13 protein-coding genes are annotated in these 16,918 nt (G+C 65.9%); 4 read left to right on the top strand and 9 right to left on the bottom strand.

The window, feature by feature from the left end; all coding sequences use genetic code 11:
• Window positions 1-46: 46 nt before the first annotated feature.
• Both JOF28_RS14725 and glf read right to left on the bottom strand, forming a co-directional pair.
• Window positions 47-3,052: an S-layer homology domain-containing protein gene (locus JOF28_RS14725; protein WP_209705931.1), complete on the bottom strand. Its 3,006-nt coding sequence runs from the start codon at window positions 3,050-3,052 to the stop codon at window positions 47-49.
• Window positions 3,053-3,298: 246 nt separating this feature from the next.
• Entirely contained in the window at window positions 3,299-4,438 is a 1,140-nt protein-coding gene (glf, locus tag JOF28_RS11845) for a UDP-galactopyranose mutase (protein WP_209705930.1), read from the bottom strand.
• A gap of 76 nt (window positions 4,439-4,514) precedes the next feature.
• Between glf and JOF28_RS11840 the strand changes: the two genes are divergently transcribed.
• The 4 genes from JOF28_RS11840 to JOF28_RS11825 all read left to right on the top strand — a co-directional run bounded on the left by JOF28_RS11840 (window position 4,515) and on the right by JOF28_RS11825 (window position 8,664).
• Window positions 4,515-6,335 (top strand): class I SAM-dependent methyltransferase, encoded by a 1,821-nt coding sequence (locus JOF28_RS11840; RefSeq protein WP_209705929.1) that lies wholly within the window; start codon window positions 4,515-4,517, stop codon window positions 6,333-6,335.
• 142 nt (window positions 6,336-6,477) lie between these two features.
• Window positions 6,478-6,933 carry a hypothetical protein gene (locus tag JOF28_RS11835; protein WP_209705928.1) on the top strand — a complete coding sequence of 152 codons (456 nt, stop codon included), beginning with the start codon at window positions 6,478-6,480 and terminating at the stop codon, window positions 6,931-6,933.
• A 171-nt stretch (window positions 6,934-7,104) separates the two neighbouring features.
• On the top strand, window positions 7,105-7,635 hold the full coding sequence (locus JOF28_RS11830; RefSeq protein WP_209705927.1) for a hypothetical protein: 531 nt from the start codon (window positions 7,105-7,107) through the stop codon (window positions 7,633-7,635).
• Between the two features lie 132 nt (window positions 7,636-7,767).
• Window positions 7,768-8,664, top strand: a complete 897-nt coding sequence (locus tag JOF28_RS11825; protein WP_209705926.1) for a siderophore-interacting protein — start codon at window positions 7,768-7,770, stop codon at window positions 8,662-8,664.
• 144 nt (window positions 8,665-8,808) lie between these two features.
• On the opposite strand, the gene ilvA is transcribed toward JOF28_RS11825, so the two are convergent.
• The 7 genes from ilvA to JOF28_RS11790 form a co-directional block, all read right to left on the bottom strand.
• On the bottom strand, window positions 8,809-10,053 hold the full coding sequence (gene ilvA, locus JOF28_RS11820) for a threonine ammonia-lyase (RefSeq protein ID WP_209705925.1): 1,245 nt from the start codon (window positions 10,051-10,053) through the stop codon (window positions 8,809-8,811).
• The gene (locus JOF28_RS11815; protein WP_209705924.1) at window positions 10,053-11,243 is read right to left on the bottom strand and encodes an AI-2E family transporter; all 1,191 of its coding nucleotides are present in this window, start codon (window positions 11,241-11,243) and stop codon (window positions 10,053-10,055) included. Before JOF28_RS11815 ends, ilvA begins: the two co-directional genes overlap by 1 nt.
• 64 nt (window positions 11,244-11,307) lie before the next feature.
• Window positions 11,308-11,697 carry a cupin domain-containing protein gene (locus JOF28_RS11810; protein WP_342452166.1) on the bottom strand — a complete coding sequence of 130 codons (390 nt, stop codon included), beginning with the start codon at window positions 11,695-11,697 and terminating at the stop codon, window positions 11,308-11,310.
• Window positions 11,694-13,115 (bottom strand): NAD(P)/FAD-dependent oxidoreductase, encoded by a 1,422-nt coding sequence (locus tag JOF28_RS11805; protein WP_209705923.1) that lies wholly within the window; start codon window positions 13,113-13,115, stop codon window positions 11,694-11,696. Before JOF28_RS11805 ends, JOF28_RS11810 begins: the two co-directional genes overlap by 4 nt.
• Window positions 13,116-13,257: 142 nt before the next feature.
• Window positions 13,258-13,476: an HPP family protein gene (locus JOF28_RS11800; RefSeq protein ID WP_209705922.1), complete on the bottom strand. Its 219-nt coding sequence runs from the start codon at window positions 13,474-13,476 to the stop codon at window positions 13,258-13,260.
• Window positions 13,424-15,289 (bottom strand): ABC transporter permease subunit, encoded by a 1,866-nt coding sequence (locus JOF28_RS11795; RefSeq protein ID WP_209705921.1) that lies wholly within the window; start codon window positions 15,287-15,289, stop codon window positions 13,424-13,426. The genes JOF28_RS11800 and JOF28_RS11795 overlap by 53 nt, the downstream gene beginning before the upstream one ends.
• A gap of 12 nt (window positions 15,290-15,301) precedes the next feature.
• Window positions 15,302-16,915: an ABC transporter substrate-binding protein gene (locus tag JOF28_RS11790; RefSeq protein ID WP_209705920.1), complete on the bottom strand. Its 1,614-nt coding sequence runs from the start codon at window positions 16,913-16,915 to the stop codon at window positions 15,302-15,304.
• Between the last annotated feature and the right edge of the window lie 3 nt (window positions 16,916-16,918).

Here is a 16,918-nt window from a genome sequence, read left to right as displayed (position 1 = left end):
GGCGCCGCGGTTGTGCTTTGTGCGTTGTGCATGCGTGCGTGCGTGGCTAGTGTGTATACCGGTACAGCACGCGGGCAAACTCTTGCCGCGTCACCTTCTTGGTCGGCTGATACTTCGACCTGCCCGTTGCGAGCGCGACCCCACGGTGCAGGTTCGTTTTATACATCCACGCGATCTGCTTGTAGTTCTTGTGTTTCGTCGACACGTCTCTGAACGGCGACTTCGCGGGGGCCTTGAAACTCGTCTTCGACGCCACCTTTTTGTCCATGCGGTAAGTGACGTTGGCCATCAGCGCCCTCGTCACAGTGGCGCCGGGCGAGAATGTATGCCCCGTCGATGTTTTGGTGCCCGTGTAGATTCCCGAGGTCGACATCCACGCGATCTGCTTGTAATACTTGTGCTTCGTCGACACGTCCTTAAACGGTGACTTCTTGGGTACCTTGAACCCCCTGGGTTTCGTCGCTCCCTTCGGAGTGTTCAGGTTGTACATGAACACGGCCATCGCCGAGCGCGTCAGGCCGCCAGTGGGTTTGAAGTAGGATTTGCCGCCCGACGTGATCGTGGCGGTGATGCCGCGAGACTTCACCCACGCGGTTTCCTTGTAATACTTGTGCCCCCAGGCGACGTCGTAATAGGGCGTCTTCGCGATCTTCTTCGCGCTCGACAGCGACCCCGCGCCGGTCACATACCCAGCCGCCGACGGCTTCACCCGCACCGTGATTCGTTTACCGGTGTCTGAAGCCTTGGTGCGGTACGACTTGCCCGTGGCGCCCGAGATCGCTTTGCCGTCGCGGTACCACCGGTAGCTCAGCTTGATACTCGTCGGGATCCCGCCGTATGACACAGCCCACCGACCCGAAAGTTTGGCCTGCAGCTTTTTACCAGCGAGCGCCGAGCCACCCTTTTCTACCGCGATTGACACGGTCTTCCCACCGGGTTTGAACCCCTTGTACATCACGCGCACCGAGGCGGTGCTGGCGGTCGCATTCGATGCAGCCGCCGACACGTACACGCGTGCGGTGTCGCCATACGTTTTGTGCGTCGCACCCTGGTTCATGGTGAGGTGCCTGCTGCCGCCTGACCAGGTGTTGGCCGCGACACTGCGTCTGCCCACGCCCGCATATCCCTGCATGACTTTCACGCCGGTGCCCACGCTCACCTGCTGGTTGGTGCCGCGGTTGAACATGACTTCACCGCGCCCCAGCATCGCAAGCCCCGAATCCTGCCCGAGCCCGTTGCGGTACTCCACAAAGATCGTGCCACCGGGCGATGGAGTCTGCACCCGCAGGCCACGCAGGCCGCTGTTGAGCCCCGCGCCTGAGAGCGTGAAGGTTTGACTCAGGCCACCCGATGAGGTGACCTCTTTCAGCATGGTGGAGTTCGTCACACCCAGCAGCCGCTTCTGACTCATCGCGAGGGCCGGGGGCTTCGTACCGTACGTTTGCAGGTACATTCCCATCACGTTCCACAGATCGAGATACCCAAAGTCTTGGCAACCGCGGCCGCCTGTGGGGTACCCGTTCACGCCCGAGGTCGGGCCCGCCGAGTGCGGTGATGCACACGAGCGTGCGTCACCGTGACCGAGCCCCAGGTTGTGGCCGATCTCGTGCGCGGTGGTGTGCGTCATGTCGCTCACGGCCACCCCTGCGGGCCTCGCACCCAGGTTGATCCAGGTGACGCCGCCGCTGTGCAGGGTGCCAATGTTGCCCCAGCCGACGGTGCTGTCACAGTTCGCATTCACGAACACGACGAGGTGACGGCCCGACCCCACGTAGCGGTTCATGTCGCTGAACCCGGCCTTCTTTGCCGCTTCATCCCACAGCCGCGCGTCTCTCGTCGGGTCCATGCACAGATTGAGTTTCGTGGTGGCTGCGCGGTAGCTGGCCACCGGCATCGCGCTGATCTGACCGTTGGTCTGTGATTTCCAGAACGCCGAGGTATCGGTCACGATTTTTGTCATTTCGGCCTGCGTGGCCTGCGTACGCGCGGTGCCCCCAAAGTTCACGATGTCGACGGGGTGGCTGCGCGACACCGCCGCGTTGGTGACCGCGTCAGAGTTCGCCAGGCTCGAGGTGTACGCCTCGCTCGCGGCGGTGGGGGTGACCGTTCCGTCTGCCACGAGGGGCTGCCCCACATCTGCTGCAGCTGCGACCGCAAGCTCAGCCACCTCGGCCGCGCTCGGCTCATCACCGCTTTGGTGATCGCTCGCTTCCCACAGCTCTTCGGTCGCTTCGATCGCCTCATCACTCAGCGTGACAACGCCACTAAATTTGCCCCCCGGCACGATGTCGCCCTGCACAGCAGCTACATCGACCGGCAGTGTTCCAAGGTCGCTCGTCGCCACCAACACGGCGCCCGCGCTGACCTCGGGAACGTGCCCCGCGGTCAAGTCTTCGAGACTGATGGCGCCGTGTTCATCGGGAACGATGATGATGTTGCCGTCGACGGCGAGCTGCTCGGGCACCGTCACGGAACCTGCCGCAGGATTCGTCTGCCTCGCCTGCTTCTTGACGGTCTTGCGATCAGGAGTGTCGGCAGCTGATGTTTCGTCAGCTGGCGTCTCTGCACCTTCGTTCGCCGACGCAGCTGTTTCAGCGTCAGCACCGGATCCGGCTGAGTCGTCAACCGCGTCGGCGCCTGCCTCAGAGCCCGCATCAGAATCGGCGTCAGGTTCAACACCAGCCCCAGCATCAGCTTGCGCCTCAGACCCGGCGTCGGCGCTTGGCCCGGATCCGGCATCAGCGTCAGCGTCAGCGTCAGCGTCAGCAGCAGAATCGCCGCCAGCAGAGTCCCCGCCCGTCGAGTCCCCGCCCGCCGAGTCCCCAGCAGCAGGTCCTTCCCCTGCTGCAGACGTGCCGTTCCCGTCGGCCTCTGCCTCGGTGACACCCGCGTCACCCGGCACCGCATCTGACAGTGCCTCGGCCGTGGCCGGTGTTCGAAGCCCCGCATCGAGGCGCGCATCGTTCAGTTGAAAGGCTTGTGCCGGCGATCCGCTCAGCACCAGCGCAACCGCGAGCACACCCCCAGCGACGGCTCGTGATAGGTAACGCACAGACATCCTCCCCCAGGTTCGCCACACGCTTCAGTGTCCCTCAGCGTAGACCGTAAAGCGCAACACGTGACAGTTTGTTTGCGCCCGCTGACAGCATAAAGCCTCCCCGACCATGTGCTGACTGAAAAAACTCAGCAGCTGGCACCGTCGGGGAGGCCGTAATTCGTGGGGCGGCGATCACGCGCCGCACCGCAGCACCTGGGCGCGGCGTGGTCAGCGCCTGGGCGCCGCGTGATCAGCGCTTGGTTAGAGCGTGCCCTCGAGCTTGTTGTTGTACATCGACAGCGCCGAACCGATGGCCATGTGCATATCGAGGTACTGGTAGGTGCCGAGGCGGCCACCGAAGTACACGCCGGTTTCACCATCGGTGAGCGCGCGGTACTTCAGCAGGCGCTCGCGGTCTTCAGGCGTGTTTACCGGGTAGTACGGCTCGTCTTCGCGGGTCGCGAAGCGCGAGAACTCGCGCATGATGACCGTCTTGTCGGTCGGGTAGTCGCGCTCGGGGTGGAAGTGACGAAACTCGTGGATGCGCGTGTACGGCACATCGGCGCCCGCGTAGTTCATCACGCTCGTGCCCTGGAAGTCACCCGTGGGCAGTACTTCCTGCTCGAAGTCGAGGGTGCGCCAGCCCAGCTCGCCCTCGGCGTAGTCGAAGTAGCGGTCGACGGGGCCGGTGTAGACGACGGGCACCTTGCCGACGACGTCCTTCTTGTTGAGCGGCTGCGACTCGTCGAAGAAGTCGGTGTTCAGGCGCACCTCAATGTTGGGGTGGTCGGCCATCTTCTCGATCCACGCGGTGTAGCCGTCAACGGGCAGGCCCTCGTACTTGTCGCTGAAGTAGCGGTTGTCGTAGGTGTAGCGCACGGGCAGGCGCGAGATGATCTCGGCGGGCAGCTCGGTGGTGGGCGTCTGCCACTGCTTCGACGTGTAGTCGCGAATGAACGCTTCGTAGAGGGGGCGCCCGATCAGCGAGATGCCCTTCTCCTCGAGGTTCTTTGCTTCCTTCGTGTCGAACTCTTCGGCCTGCTCGGCGATCAGCGCGCGTGCGGCGTCGGGGCCGTGTGAGGCGCGGAAGAACTGGTTGATCGTGCCCAGGTTGATGGGCAGCGGGTACACCTCGCCCTTGAAGTTCGAGTACACCTTGTGCACGTAACCGGTGAAGCTGGTGAAGCGGTTCACGTACTCCCACACGGTCTCGTTTGAGGTGTGGAAGAGGTGGGCGCCATACGTGTGCACTTCGATGCCCGTTTCGGGCTCCGCCTGCGAGTATGCGTTACCGCCGATATGTGAGCGTCGATCGATTACAACCACCTTCTTGCCTGCGGCGGCTGCGCGCTCGGCAATGGTGAGTCCAAAGAAACCTGATCCGACTACGAGAAGATCCATGAGCACTAGCTTAGTTGCTCCCTCCCTTAGCGGTCACCGGTAGACTAGGGGCTTCCTGCCAAAGGTCCCAAAACTTATGCATCTGACTGCTTCTCTCACCGCGCTTACGCTCCCCGAACTGCCCGCCGGCACCGCGTCTGTTGACGTGTACTTTGACGACGCCCGCGTGTGGTCCATCGACGTGCGCGAACGGGCGAACGGCGCTTCGACATCGCAGCCGGTACCGGGGGGCGAGGTCGAGTGGCCCGCCGCGCTGTTGCCGTACCTCGTGGGCTCTGCCCGCGTCAGCCTCACCGATTCGGCCTCTGGCGCAGAGCTCGCGGGCGCCGAAACACAGTTCACGAAGGCTCCGCAGCGCACCCGCGTGATCGACGCGTCGGGCGCCACGCTCGTGATCAATAAATGGGGGCGGCTCGGAGTCGCCCTCGAGGTCATGGGCGACGAGGTGCAAACTCGCATTGTGCAGCGCGCCGCCGAGCTCGTCGATTTCCTCGCCGCGCGCGGGCTGCGCCCGTTCGTGGTGGGCGGCACACTGTTGGGGGCGGTGCGTTCGCAGTCGCTGCTGCCCCACGATGACGACGCCGATATCGCGTATCTGTCGACGCACACCGACCCCGTTGAGGTGGCCGCTGAGGCATTCCGCCTCGGTCACGCCATCGCGGCCGCGGGCTACGAGGTGCGGCGCCACAGCGCGGCTCACCTGCAGCTGATGTTCCGCGATGAGGCGGGTGCGCTTCAGCACTATATTGACGTGTTCACCGCGTTCTTCACGGCAGACGGCTGCGTTAATCAACCGTTTCACGTGCGCGATGCGACCCGGGTCGACCAGATGCTGCCCTTTGGCACGGTGCGCATCAACGACACCGATTTTCCGGCCCCCGCCGACACCGAGCACTGGCTCACCATCAACTACGACAAGAACTGGCGCACCCCCATTCCGGGCTACCAGCTCGTCACCCCCGATGCCACGCGGCGGCGCTTCAACAACTGGTTTGGTGCGTTCAACCTGCACCGCGAGTTTTGGGACGAGCATTTCTCGGGCGACCCGCTGGCCGAGGCGCGCGAGGCCGAATGGGCTGCGGGGCGCTGGTGGCTGGAGACCGGCGACGCACACGCCCCCACGCTGATCGAGCTGGGATCGGGCGCGGGCACCCTCACGCGCGCGTTCGCGGCGCAGCGCCCCTCGCGCCGCGTGATCGGCGCCGATTTCTGCGAAATTGCGCTCGCCCAAGCTTCGAACTGGGGTGAGCAGCATGATCCGGATCATCATACGCCGCCCGAATACGCCCATGCCAATCTGTATCGCGTGACCGCCCTCGCGTTGCCGCATGATGTGGGCGTCGTCGGCGCTTTCGACCTCGTTGCGAATCACCTGCTCGAACAGCTCGGGCATTTGGGTCGCGAGCAGGTGTGGCGGCTGGCCCGCATGGCGCTGGCCACCGGCGGCTCAGCGCGGTTCACGTTTCACGAGAAACACGCTGTTGATGTCACCTTTGAGGATCCGACCGGGTGGCATCTCAGCCGCGCACAGCTCGAAACAGAAGCCCAACGGTTTGGGCTCGCGCTCACCTTCAGATCGCTCGGCGGCAGCCGCGAAGCCACCGGCACCACGGTGTCGCTCGCGCAGCCGACCGCCCCGTATTCACCGCTCCCAGAGAGGCTCCCCATGACCAGCCCCGCCCGCCACCGCATCAAGTCACGGCTGCGGCGTCTCTTCAGCCCCAGCGTTTCAGGCATCGCAGATGAACTGCAGCATGAACGCGATCGCGTCACCGCGCTGGAGCACGAAATCGACGAGCTGCGCCGCGATAGCCTACGCATCGCCGAACTCACCGATGTGCTTGAGCAGCGGCTCACGCCCGCGCCGGGCGCTGAAGCACCCGACGCGCTGAAGTAACGTTTCAGGCGGTTTCTCGCGGTTCTAGCCAGGCCTTTGCCAGAGCCGCACCGCTCCCCTAACCGCTCTATTGCCCTAGCCGCGCCGCTGCCCTGACGTTTACACTCGGTTGCACGACACACGTCACAGCTGGGGAGCTTTCATGTCAACGATGAAACATGCGCTGGGAATGCTGTGCGCGGGAGTGCTGGCCTTTGGGCTCGTGTTCACCGCCCACGCGCTCACGCTGCCGGCGTTTGGGCCGGGCGGCGCAGGCGGAAGCGGGCAGGAGCACACCACGAATCCGCTCAGCCGGGAGCTCATTGGTCGGTGGAAAGCACCCGAGCCTGCGAACCAAGAGGCCTACGTCGAGTTTTATGCCGACGGCACGTGGCAGGCTTCAGACGGATGCAACAAAGCGGCGAGCACGTGGGAGGTTGGCCCGCAGGGTGCGTTCGACGGCGGAGTCGAAACCCCGACCACCCTCATCGCTTGTTATAACGCGCTCATCCCCCGGGCGCTCAGGGGTGCCACCCGCGTTGAAGTGGCTGCAGGCCCCTCGCTGCTGTTGTTCGACGACATCGGCCTCACGTTCGTGCTCGAGCGTTCAGCGCAATAGTTACTGGCTGCACCGCGGGTATACCCGGCCGCACCCCCGCCACCCCTGCGCACCCAGCGCGTCAATGCCCGGGGATATCACCCGCGTTCCACCCCGAATCACCCCGATATGCGAGGTGGTTCACCGTTACACTCGATCTCACGACCACACGTCACAGATTCGGGAGTCGCAATGTCAACGTTGAAGTTTGCTTTGGGAATAGCCTGTTCAGGCGTACTCGCTTTCGGCCTGGTGCTCACCGCGCACGCACTCACTGCGCCAGTGTTTGGGCCGCCGAGCGCGTCGAGCACCGGCACGGAAGAGACTCCGGCCGAAGACGCGCACGATGAAAACACACTGGCCGATGGCTCGGGGCCCGAGAACGAGGGCTCAGCGCAGCCCATCGATATGGCCATTCTGGGGCGCTGGCAGGCACCCAAGCCAGCCAACCAAGAAGCGTTCGTCGTGTTCTCTGATGACGACACGTGGAAGGCCTCAGACGGCTGCAACGGTGCGTCAAGCACCTGGGAGGTCGATACGAAGGGCACCTTCATGGGCGGTGAACCCGGCCCCATGACCCTGATTGCGTGCAACAACGTCAATATTCCGACCGCGATCTGGGGCGCTATTCACGCCGAGGTCACCTCTGACCACGAGCTGATTCTCACCGATACCGCAGGCGAAGAGTTCGTGCTCGTGCGATCGGCACAGCAGCCCGAGTAATCACGTCGGCAGCGGCCCTACTACCCTCGCCACGCGACGCCATTAGGCGGCATCGGGTGCGGCTTTCGGTGCCGGGCGTAACTTTACGCCGGGCACCGGCGAGCTTGCACCTATACCGGCTACGGTGAAGTCATGACGCAAAACATTGTTCCGCCTCGTCGCCGAGGCGGGGTTCCGCGCGCCCTCACCGTGGTGCGCACCGAGCAGTTGAGCCCGCACCTCGTGCGCGTGCATTTGGGCGGAGAGGGCTTCGCAGCGTTTCTTAGCGCGGCCGATCCCGAACGCGTGGCGCGCACCGACAAGTACGTGAAGCTCTTGTTTGCGAAGCCCGAGCTGGGGCTGCAGCATCCCTACGATCTCGAGGTGTTGCGCGAGCAGCTTCCGTTGGCTGATCTGCCCGTCAACCGCACGTACACGGTGCGGTCGATCGACGAGGCCGCCGGCACCATGGCCCTCGACTTTGTGGTGCACGGCAGCGATGGCATCGCTGGGCCATGGGCGGCGACCGCGCAGCCCGGCGATGTGGTGACGCTGTCGGGCCCCGGCGGGCAGTTTCTGCCGTCGGCCGACGCAACGCTCCCCCGGCTGTACCTCGGCGATGAATCGGCGATCCCCGCCATTGCCGCGGCGCTCGAGGCGCTGCCTGCGGCTGCCACCGGGCTCGTACTCATCGAGGTGGGTGACGCCGGCGATGAGCTGCAGCTCGAGGCTCCCGCGGGGGTCGAGGTGCGCTGGCTGCACCGCGCTCCTGTACAACCAGAAGCAGGCACGGAACCCGCCGCACCCGCGGTGCACGGCACCGTGCTCGTGGCGGCCGCGCGCGAGCTGCCGCAGCCTGAGGTGCACCCCGAGGTGTTCGCACACGGTGAGCGTGACGCGATGAAGCAGCTGCGCCTACTGCTGCACAATGGCTGGGGAATCGAACGCCGAGCGCTCTCGCTGTCGGCATACTGGGCCCTCGGCCGCGCCGAAGACGGGTTCCAGGCCGAGAAGCGTGAAGCTGTGGGGCAGATCTTCCCCGAGGCGTAGCGCAGCGGCAGCTCCGCCCGCTCGGCAGCCCCGTTCGCTCTGCACATAGGCCCGCACAACACAGCGCCGCGGTGCACTGACCAATACCGGTCAGCGCACCGCGGCGCTTTGTAATCTATGCAGCTCGAGGCCAGTAACGCTGCGCTAGTAGCGCTCGCCCACACGCACCACGTAGCCCGCGTCGCGCAGTGCCTGCGCCACCTGCTCACCGTGCTCGAGACTGCGGGTCTCAACGTGCAGCTCGAGCTCCACCTCGCTGACGGGCAGCTCAGTCGCGTGGCGGGTGTGAATGACCTCCACCACGTTCGCGTTGTTCTCGGCGACGATGGTGGCGGTGCGCACCAGCTGACCGGGCTTGTCGGGCAGCAGGATGCGCAGCTTGGTGTAGCGCGCAGACGCCGCGAGGCCGTGACCAATCACGCGCTGCAGCAGCAGCGGGTCAATGTTGCCGCCAGAGAGCACCGTGGCGGTGACGCCGGTGGCCGAAACCTTGCCCGCGAGAATCGCCGCGACACCGGCCGCACCAGCGGGTTCGACCACCAGCTTGGCACGCTCGAGCAGCATCACGATGGCGCGTGCGATGTCGTCATCGCTGACGGTGACAACCTGGTCGACGTACTTGTTCACGACGTCGAAGTTGCGCACACCCGGGCGGGCGACCGCGATACCGTCGGCGATCGTCGACTTGGTCTGAATCGTGATCGGTTCGCCAGCCGCGAGCGACGCGGGGTAGGGCGCGGCGTTCTCGGCCTGCACGCCGATGACCCTGATGGTGCGGCCGTTGGCAGCAGCCCATTGCTTGGCCGCTGCAGCGACACCGGCGATAAGCCCGCCGCCACCGATGGGCACCACGAACGTTTCGATCTCGGGGGCGACCGCGAGCATCTCAAGGGCGACCGTGCCCTGGCCTGCGATGACTGCGTCGTCGTCGAACGGCGGAATAAACACCGCACCAGTTTCGGCGACGAATGTCTGTGCGGCCTGGTTGGTCTCGTCAAAGCTTGCGCCAACGAGCTGCACGTCAGCGCCGTAGCCCTTCGTGGCCTGCAGCTTGGGCAGCGCGACACCGAGCGGCATGAAAATGGTCGCCTTGATGCCGAGCTCGCGCGCCGCGTAGGCCACGCCCTGGGCGTGGTTGCCGGCAGACGCGGCGACAACGCCGCGGGCCCGCTCTTCTTCGGTGAGCTGGTTCAGGCGGTTGAATGCGCCACGCAGCTTGTACGCACCGGTGCGCTGCAGGTTCTCGCACTTCATGTAGACGCGCGATACCCCCAGGCTTTCGGCGAGAAAACGAGAAGACTCGAGGGGCGTACGCCGCGTCACACGGTGCACCACCTCAAGGGCTCGTTCGAACTCGGCCAGTGTGGGTGCGGTGTAAACCTCGGCCATCAGTGTCCTTCCTTGCGGGTAAATCGTGCGAATGAACGTGCGCGTTTTTTAGCGGTAGAGCGCGTATTTTCGCGTCGGTGATACTCTGCGACCGGGTCGATCCCGGGCACCCATTCTCGTTTCACGAGCGTGTTCACCACTGCGTTGGCCGAGGCCGCGACGGGCACGGCGAACAGGGCACCGGGGATACCGGCGAGCAGTGCACCCGTTGATACGGCGAGCACGACACCCAGGGGGTGCACGCGCACCGCGCTGCCCATGACGAGCGGCTGCAGCACGTGGCCCTCGATTTGGTTGACGAGAATCACCACGCCCAGCATGATGAGGGCGTTGACCGGGCCGTTGTAAACGAGCGCCACGAAGGCGGCGAGCAGGCCCGTCGAGATCGCACCGAGAAACGGAATGAACGATCCCAAGAACACGAGAATGGCGATCGGAATCGGCATCGGCACCCCGAGCAGCGCCGCGCCCACGCCGATGCCAACGGCATCAACGAACGCGACGAAGATCTGCACGCGTACGTACTGGCCGGTCGACACCCAACCGGCGCTGCCGGCGGCATCGACGGGGGCGTGGGCGTTCGCCGGCAAGAAGCCAAGCACCCAGTACCAAATACGCTTGCCGTCGATCAGCATAAAGATCAGCGAGAAAATAGTGAGCAGCAGGCCGGTGACGAACTGCGTCGCAGAGGTCGCAACCCCCAGGGCACCGTTCCAGATCTCAGACTGGTGGCCCTCGATCGTCTTCATGAGCTGGGTGCCAAACGAATCAATCTGATCGGCCGAAATACCAAACGAGTTGTGCTCAACCCAGGTCAGCATGTCTTGCCAGACCTCGGTCGAGCGCGTGCTCAGGTCTTGCAGCCCGTTGCGCATTTGCGTCACGATCAGGGTGATCAGCACCCACACCGCGGCCACGAATGAGGCCATGGCGACGAGCACACCAAACCATTTGGGTGCGCCGTGCTTCTCAAACCACCGCACCACGGGTGACAGCAACGCGGTGAGCAAAATGGCCACAAGCACGGGAATCACAATGATTCGCACCTGCACGATGAGCCACAGCACCCCCGCCAAAGCGAGGGCAATCATGATCAAACGCCACGACCAGGCAGCAGCAATTCTCACACCCAGAGGGAGCTCTTGCTCCGCGCTCTCGGTGGGGTTGGTATCGCTTCTGCGCTCTTCCACGTCATAATCCTACCGATCACCCGCTGATCGCTCGGTATACGCGAGAACGGGTGATCGATTTGGGTTATTCTGCTGCGATATACACCTTGCGAATGTGGTCGCCCACGGTCCACTTCGTGCGGGTGCCACCCACGAGCCGCATCGTGTCGCCCGTGCGCACGGTGACCTCGCGGCCAGCGTCGTCGCCCGACAGAATTTCAATCGTGGCCTCACCCGAGAGCACGATGAACAGCTCATCGACCTCGGTGTCGGTCACCACGCCTGAGCGCAGCTCCCAGATGCCCACCTCGGCGCCCGCGATGGAGCCGAGCTCGGTGAACCCCTGCTGGGGTTCGCCCGAGACGATGTCGTCCTCGGCGATTGCTTCGAGTGCAACGGGCGCGGTCAGCGCGCTGATGGCCAGGTTCTGCCCCTCGGGCAGCAGCTCGCCTGACTCAGGCTGTGCGGCGCTCACGAGTCGAAGCCCAGGCCGAGGGCGTCAAGCGTTTTCAACAGGACGTTGCGCTTGCCGTCATTGTGGTCGGCGCGGTCGAGGGCCCACCTCGTGGCGTTGATGCCGATCGAGGCTGCGGGCTCGGGCGGGAAGGGCAGTGGCACCTGCCTCACCATCTCAAGCTCGGTGCGCTCGGTGATGCGCCCCTCGAACCGGTCGACGAGCACGTCTGCGGCGAAGTGGGTGGAGCCCACGCCCAGGCCGGTGAACCCGGCAACGTACTGCACGCGTCCCCCGTATGCCTGGCCGAAGAAGGCGCAGAAGCGGGTGGAAGTGTCGATGACGCCGGCCCAGCGGTGGCTGAACTTCACGCCCGCGAGCTGCGGGAAGGTGGTGAAGAAGTGGCTCGCCAGTTTGCGGTGCGTTTCGATGCGGTCTTCGTACTGGCGCTTGATTTTGCCGCCCGAGAAGTAGACCGCGTCGTAGCCGCCCCACAGAATGCGGTTATCGGCGGTGAGACGCGAGTAGTGAAACTGGTTCGCCATATCGGCGAGGCCTTCGCGGCCGTCCCAGCCGATGGAGGCGAGCTGTTCGTCGGTGAGTGGCTCGGTCATCAGCACGTAGTCGTACACCGGTACGGTGTGGAACCGGTAGCGCTTGAGCAGCGACGGAAACACGTTCGTGCACAGTGCCACGCGCTCGGCGGTGACGATGCCGCCGTCGGTGGTGAGCCGCATGGGGGTATCGGTCGATCCTTCGAGGTTCTTCACGGGGGTGCCCTCGTGAATCTCGACGCCGATCTTCGCGGCGTGACGCGCGAGTTCGGCGGCCAGCTTCGCGGGGTGCAGGTTAGCGTTTTCGCGGGGTGCAAATTCGCCGCCCAAGAAGGTGGGCGAGTTGATGCGGCCCTGCACCTCTTCAGCGTTCAGCACTTCAACGGTGGGGTCGTCGCTCTCGCCCAGCCAATCTACCTGGTGGGGGGCGTTGGCAACGGCGAGCTGACCGGTGCGCTCAAAATCGACGTCGAGCTCGTGCTCGGCGAAGAACCGCTCCATGGCGTCGAGGTTTTCGTAGCCGAGTCGGCTGAGCACGCCGGTTTCGTTGGGCCACCGCGATTCGGCGTTGGGCTCACCGTGGGTGATGCTGGCCTCGCAGAAGCCACCGTTGCGGCCCGATGCGGCCCAGCCGATTTGCACGGCCTCAAGCAGCATGACGCGGCGCTCGGGGTGCTCGGTCTTCAGCTTGATCGCGGTCCACAGGCCCGCGTAGCCACCGCCCACGACGACGTCATCGACGCGTGCGTCTTGGGCAAGCACGGGGTAGCGTGCGGCAGAATCTGCCACATCTTCGACCCAGAAGCAGCCCAGCTTCGTGTCTGAGAGTGAGTCTTCAACGATCTTCGCTGCGGGGCGGTGTGTTTCAAAAATGGTGGGTTTCATGGAGTCCTCGTCTTCGATGTCCACTCACGATCATGACACATCGAACGCCAGATGTAAACGTGAATGTCAATGCAGTTGACATTTTGTGCCGCGCTGCATCGACCGGGCCCGCCCGGCCCGGCTCCCCCTTTGATTGCGCCGCTTACTCGGCCGGTGGCCTCATGATCGCGCCGGTCGCCAAGCCCATCGCCAACCCGGCAGGAAGCCAGAGCCAAAACTGAGTGATCAGGCTCAGCACGAGGCCCACGGCCAGGCCCATCCCGATCGCCAAAAACATCTGCTTGCGCTTCGCTGCGGGCGAGGGCTCCTCACCTTTGGGCTTGGACTTGTTGGACTGCGGGTTCTTGGGGCGACGACTCATACGCCAAGACTACGCGCTGCGCCTGATGGGCGGCGGCAGACACCTGCTGGGATGAGGCAGGCTGTGATCCGGATCGAGCATCGCCCCGTGCCCGCCAGCGCCCGAGGGCGCGCAGCCCCGCGATCGCCACCGCGCACACCGAGGTGAGGATCAGCGCGGCGGCCGGAGCCGCGGTGCTCCAGGGAGCGCGCTCGACATAGTCGATGCCCTCGGCCAACAGCAGCCCCCAATCGGGCAGCGGGGGTTGCGCCCCGAGGCCCAAGAATCCGAGGGCCGCGAGGGCGAGGGCGACGCCGGGCAGGCGCAGCATGCCGTGGCGCAGCAGCGCGGGGGCGACCGCGGGCAGCACGTGCCGGCCCCAAATTTCGGCCCGAGACACCCCGGTCAGCGGCAGCCACCTGACATAGGGCGTCGCCGTGGCTTCGTCGATCAGCGCCGCGGCGTGCGCGGTCAGCGGCGGCCAGGTGACCCACAGCACGGCGAGCGCGGCTCCGCCGACCGAGGGGCCGAGCAGGGCGGCGATGATCACGCCCGCGAGAATCGGGGGCGTGGCATTCGCAATCTCGGCGGGGCCGCGCGCGGCCTCCCCCAGCAGCGCGAGCACCACCCCCACGAGCGTGGCCACGAGCACAATCGCGAGTGCCGGCCCGAGCGTCGATACGGTGCCGTGGGCCACCCGCGCAAGCAGATCGCGGCCGCTCGCGTCGGCGCCGAATGGCAGGCTCGCGCTGGGCAGGGCCAGGCGGTCATGGGCGAGCGCGTAGGGGTCGCGCGGCAGCCCGCACACCAAAATCAGTGCGAGCCCGGCCAGCGCAGTGATCGCAGCGTAGCGCGCGACCCGGCCGTCACCACGCGGCTCGGGTGGGGCAGGAATCGCGCCGGGCGCGAGCGGCCCGCCCAGCAGCGCACGCCGGGCAATGCCCGAGCCCACGCCCACGGCCGTTGCCGCCAGCGCCATCAGCAGCACGCCGGCCTGCAGCGCCGGCAAATCTTGCGCGTTCGCGGCGCCCAGCAGGTAGCGCCCGAGCCCCGGGATCGCGAACACCTGCTCGACGGCCACCGCCCCGCCCAGCATGCCAATCAACACGAGCCCTACCTGGTCGATGACCGCGGCGGCGGCACGGCGCAGCACGCCGCCGAGCACCACGTGGGCGGGGGCGCCAGCGAGTCGCCACACCCGCACCCAGGGGGCCTCGGCCACGCCCCCAATCGCGTCGACCAGCAACCGTCCCAGCAGCCCGCCACCGGGAATGCCGAGGGCGAGCGCGGGCAAAATCGCGGTCTCGAGGCCCGTCCAGCCATACGGTGGCAGCCACCGCAGTTGCACCGCGATCACCACCAGCAGTGCGCTTGCGAGCAGAAACTCGGGCAGCGCGGTAAGAGCAACGCCGGCGGCGCCTGATCCGCGTTGGGGTGCGTCGCGCAGAATGCGTAGCGCGGCCGGGGCAACCAGCGCCGCTGCCACCAACGCCGCAACCAAGAGGGCGAACCCGGTGAGCGTGGCCGACACGGCGAGCGCGTGCCACACGCCCGCGCCGATCTCGCCGCCGCTCACCCACGAGTGACCGAGGTCGCCGCGCAGCACCCCCAGCCACCAGTTCACGCTCATGGCCACGGGCCCGGCGTCGAGACCCAGCTCGGCGCGCACCGAGGCGAGCGCCTGCGCGGTGGGTTCGAGCTCGGCGTATCTGGCCCGCAGCACCGAGGCCGCGGGGTCGCGCTGTGACAGCCAGGGCAGCGCGCCGGCCACCAGCAGCAGGGCGACCACGCTGATGAGGCGGGAGGCCACCCCGAGGGTGCGGTTGTGTCGCATGAGCGGGGTCGCCTACTTTGCGGTGCGGTGAGTGTCGGGTGTGACGAGCAGGCGCTCGCGCGGGTCGCGGGCCGCGTTCTCGATTCGCTCAGACTCGCCCTGAATCACGCGCTCGTGCAGCAGCGGAATCACCGCATCGGTTGCCAAGACTTCGGTCTCGGCGCGCATCGTGGCGAGCTGCCGGGTCGGACCAGCTTCGGCTTCTGACGCGGATTGAATGGCCTGGTCGACGGGCTGCTCACACAGCTGCGCGATCGAGAACCCGCCCTCGCAGGTGAAGTCTGAGGCGAGGTAGGCGACGGGGTCACCCGAATCGAGCACGGTGGCGCGCGACAGAATGAAGGCGTCGAACTTGCCCTCGAGCGCGTCGGCCTCGATGAACTGGTATTCGCGCACGTCTTGCTGCACCTCAAAGCCTGCGGCCTCAAGCTGTTGCTCAAGCATCACCGCTACTTCGGGCAGCTCGGCCCGGTCGGTAAAGGTGCCCAGCGAGATTTTCACGCCGTCGACCTTCGCGGCCTGCGGGCGGGCGGCGAGCAGTTCTTGTAATTCAGGCTCGGAGCGGTAGTCGGCGGCCCACGGCAGCGCCGGGCCGAGCAGCCCTTCGGCGACGTCGGCGCGCCCCTCATACACCGATTCAACGATCGCGGCCCGGTCGATGGCCTCGCGTGCGGCGGCCCGCACCGCTGGGTCGGCGAACGGCCCGGCTTCGGTGTTGAGGTACAGGGTGTTGGTGCGGGGCATCGGCACCTCGGTGATCAGCGAGGCATCGATCTCGGCTGCTTGGCCTGCGGGAATCGCCTCGACAATGTCGGCGGTGCCGGTGCGCAGCGCGGCCGCCCGGGCAGTGCCGTCGGGCACGAACTTCACATCGATCCCCGTAGCCTCAGCCGACTCGCCCCAGTACTCGGGAAAGCGGTCGAGGGTGGCGCCCACGACGCCGTCAACATCGACGAGTTCGAAGGGGCCTGATCCGGTGCCGATCGGGTTGACCCCGGTCTTCGAGTACGCTTCGGCATCGAGGATGGCGAGCTGCGGGCTCGAGAGTCGGTGCGGCAGCAGCGGATCGGGGGCGGCGGTGTCGATGATCACGGTGTCACCCTCGGCCCGCACGGTCATGTCGACCCCGTCGAGAATGCGGGGCAGCGGGGTGGCATCTATCGCGCGCTGCAGCGAATTGACCACGGTGTCGGCACTGAGGGCGCCGCCGTTGTGAAACTGCACTCCCTCGCGAACGGTGAACTGCCAGCTGGTGTCTGAAATGCGCTCCCATTTTGTGGCGAGCGCGGGCAGGGCCTCCCCCGCGTCGTCGATGACGATGAGGGTTTCGGCGGTGGCCCAGCGCGCGAGCTTAAACGCGTCGTCGCTGAGCGGGTTCATCGCCGAGCGCGGCGGCTGCAGCATCGCGATCGAGATGCGCTCGTCATCGTCGCCAGTGGCCGCGGGCTGCGCAAAGCACCCCGTGAGTGAGAGCACGACGGCCGCCGGAATCGCGATACTGGCCAGAGGAGCGCGCAGCAGCAGGCTTCGGCGACGGGATTGTTGCGGTTGCTGCTGCGGTCGTTGGTTCTGGGCCTGGGACTGGGGCCGCGAAGTGCGCAGCGAGAAACGGTTCAAAGCAAACATCGG

The sequence above is a fragment of the Leucobacter exalbidus genome (assembly GCF_017834145.1).
GTDB lineage: Bacteria > Actinomycetota > Actinomycetes > Actinomycetales > Microbacteriaceae > Leucobacter > Leucobacter exalbidus.
This window is presented reverse-complemented; position numbering and strand designations above follow the sequence as displayed.

Excerpts from the sequence above, each read along its gene's own strand:
- glf (WP_209705930.1), bottom strand. The coding sequence starts at position 4,438 with ATGGATCTTCTCGTAGTCGGATCAGGTTTCTTTGGACTCACCATTGCC.
- JOF28_RS11840 (WP_209705929.1), top strand. The coding sequence starts at position 4,515 with ATGCATCTGACTGCTTCTCTCACCGCGCTTACGCTCCCCGAACTGCCC.
- JOF28_RS11835 (WP_209705928.1), top strand. The coding sequence starts at position 6,478 with ATGTCAACGATGAAACATGCGCTGGGAATGCTGTGCGCGGGAGTGCTG.
- JOF28_RS11830 (WP_209705927.1), top strand. The coding sequence starts at position 7,105 with ATGTCAACGTTGAAGTTTGCTTTGGGAATAGCCTGTTCAGGCGTACTC.
- JOF28_RS11825 (WP_209705926.1), top strand. The coding sequence starts at position 7,768 with ATGACGCAAAACATTGTTCCGCCTCGTCGCCGAGGCGGGGTTCCGCGC.
- ilvA (WP_209705925.1), bottom strand. The coding sequence starts at position 10,053 with ATGGCCGAGGTTTACACCGCACCCACACTGGCCGAGTTCGAACGAGCC.
- JOF28_RS11805 (WP_209705923.1), bottom strand. The coding sequence starts at position 13,115 with ATGAAACCCACCATTTTTGAAACACACCGCCCCGCAGCGAAGATCGTT.
- JOF28_RS11800 (WP_209705922.1), bottom strand. The coding sequence starts at position 13,476 with ATGAGTCGTCGCCCCAAGAACCCGCAGTCCAACAAGTCCAAGCCCAAA.
- JOF28_RS11795 (WP_209705921.1), bottom strand. The coding sequence starts at position 15,289 with ATGCGACACAACCGCACCCTCGGGGTGGCCTCCCGCCTCATCAGCGTG.
- JOF28_RS11790 (WP_209705920.1), bottom strand. The coding sequence starts at position 16,915 with ATGTTTGCTTTGAACCGTTTCTCGCTGCGCACTTCGCGGCCCCAGTCC.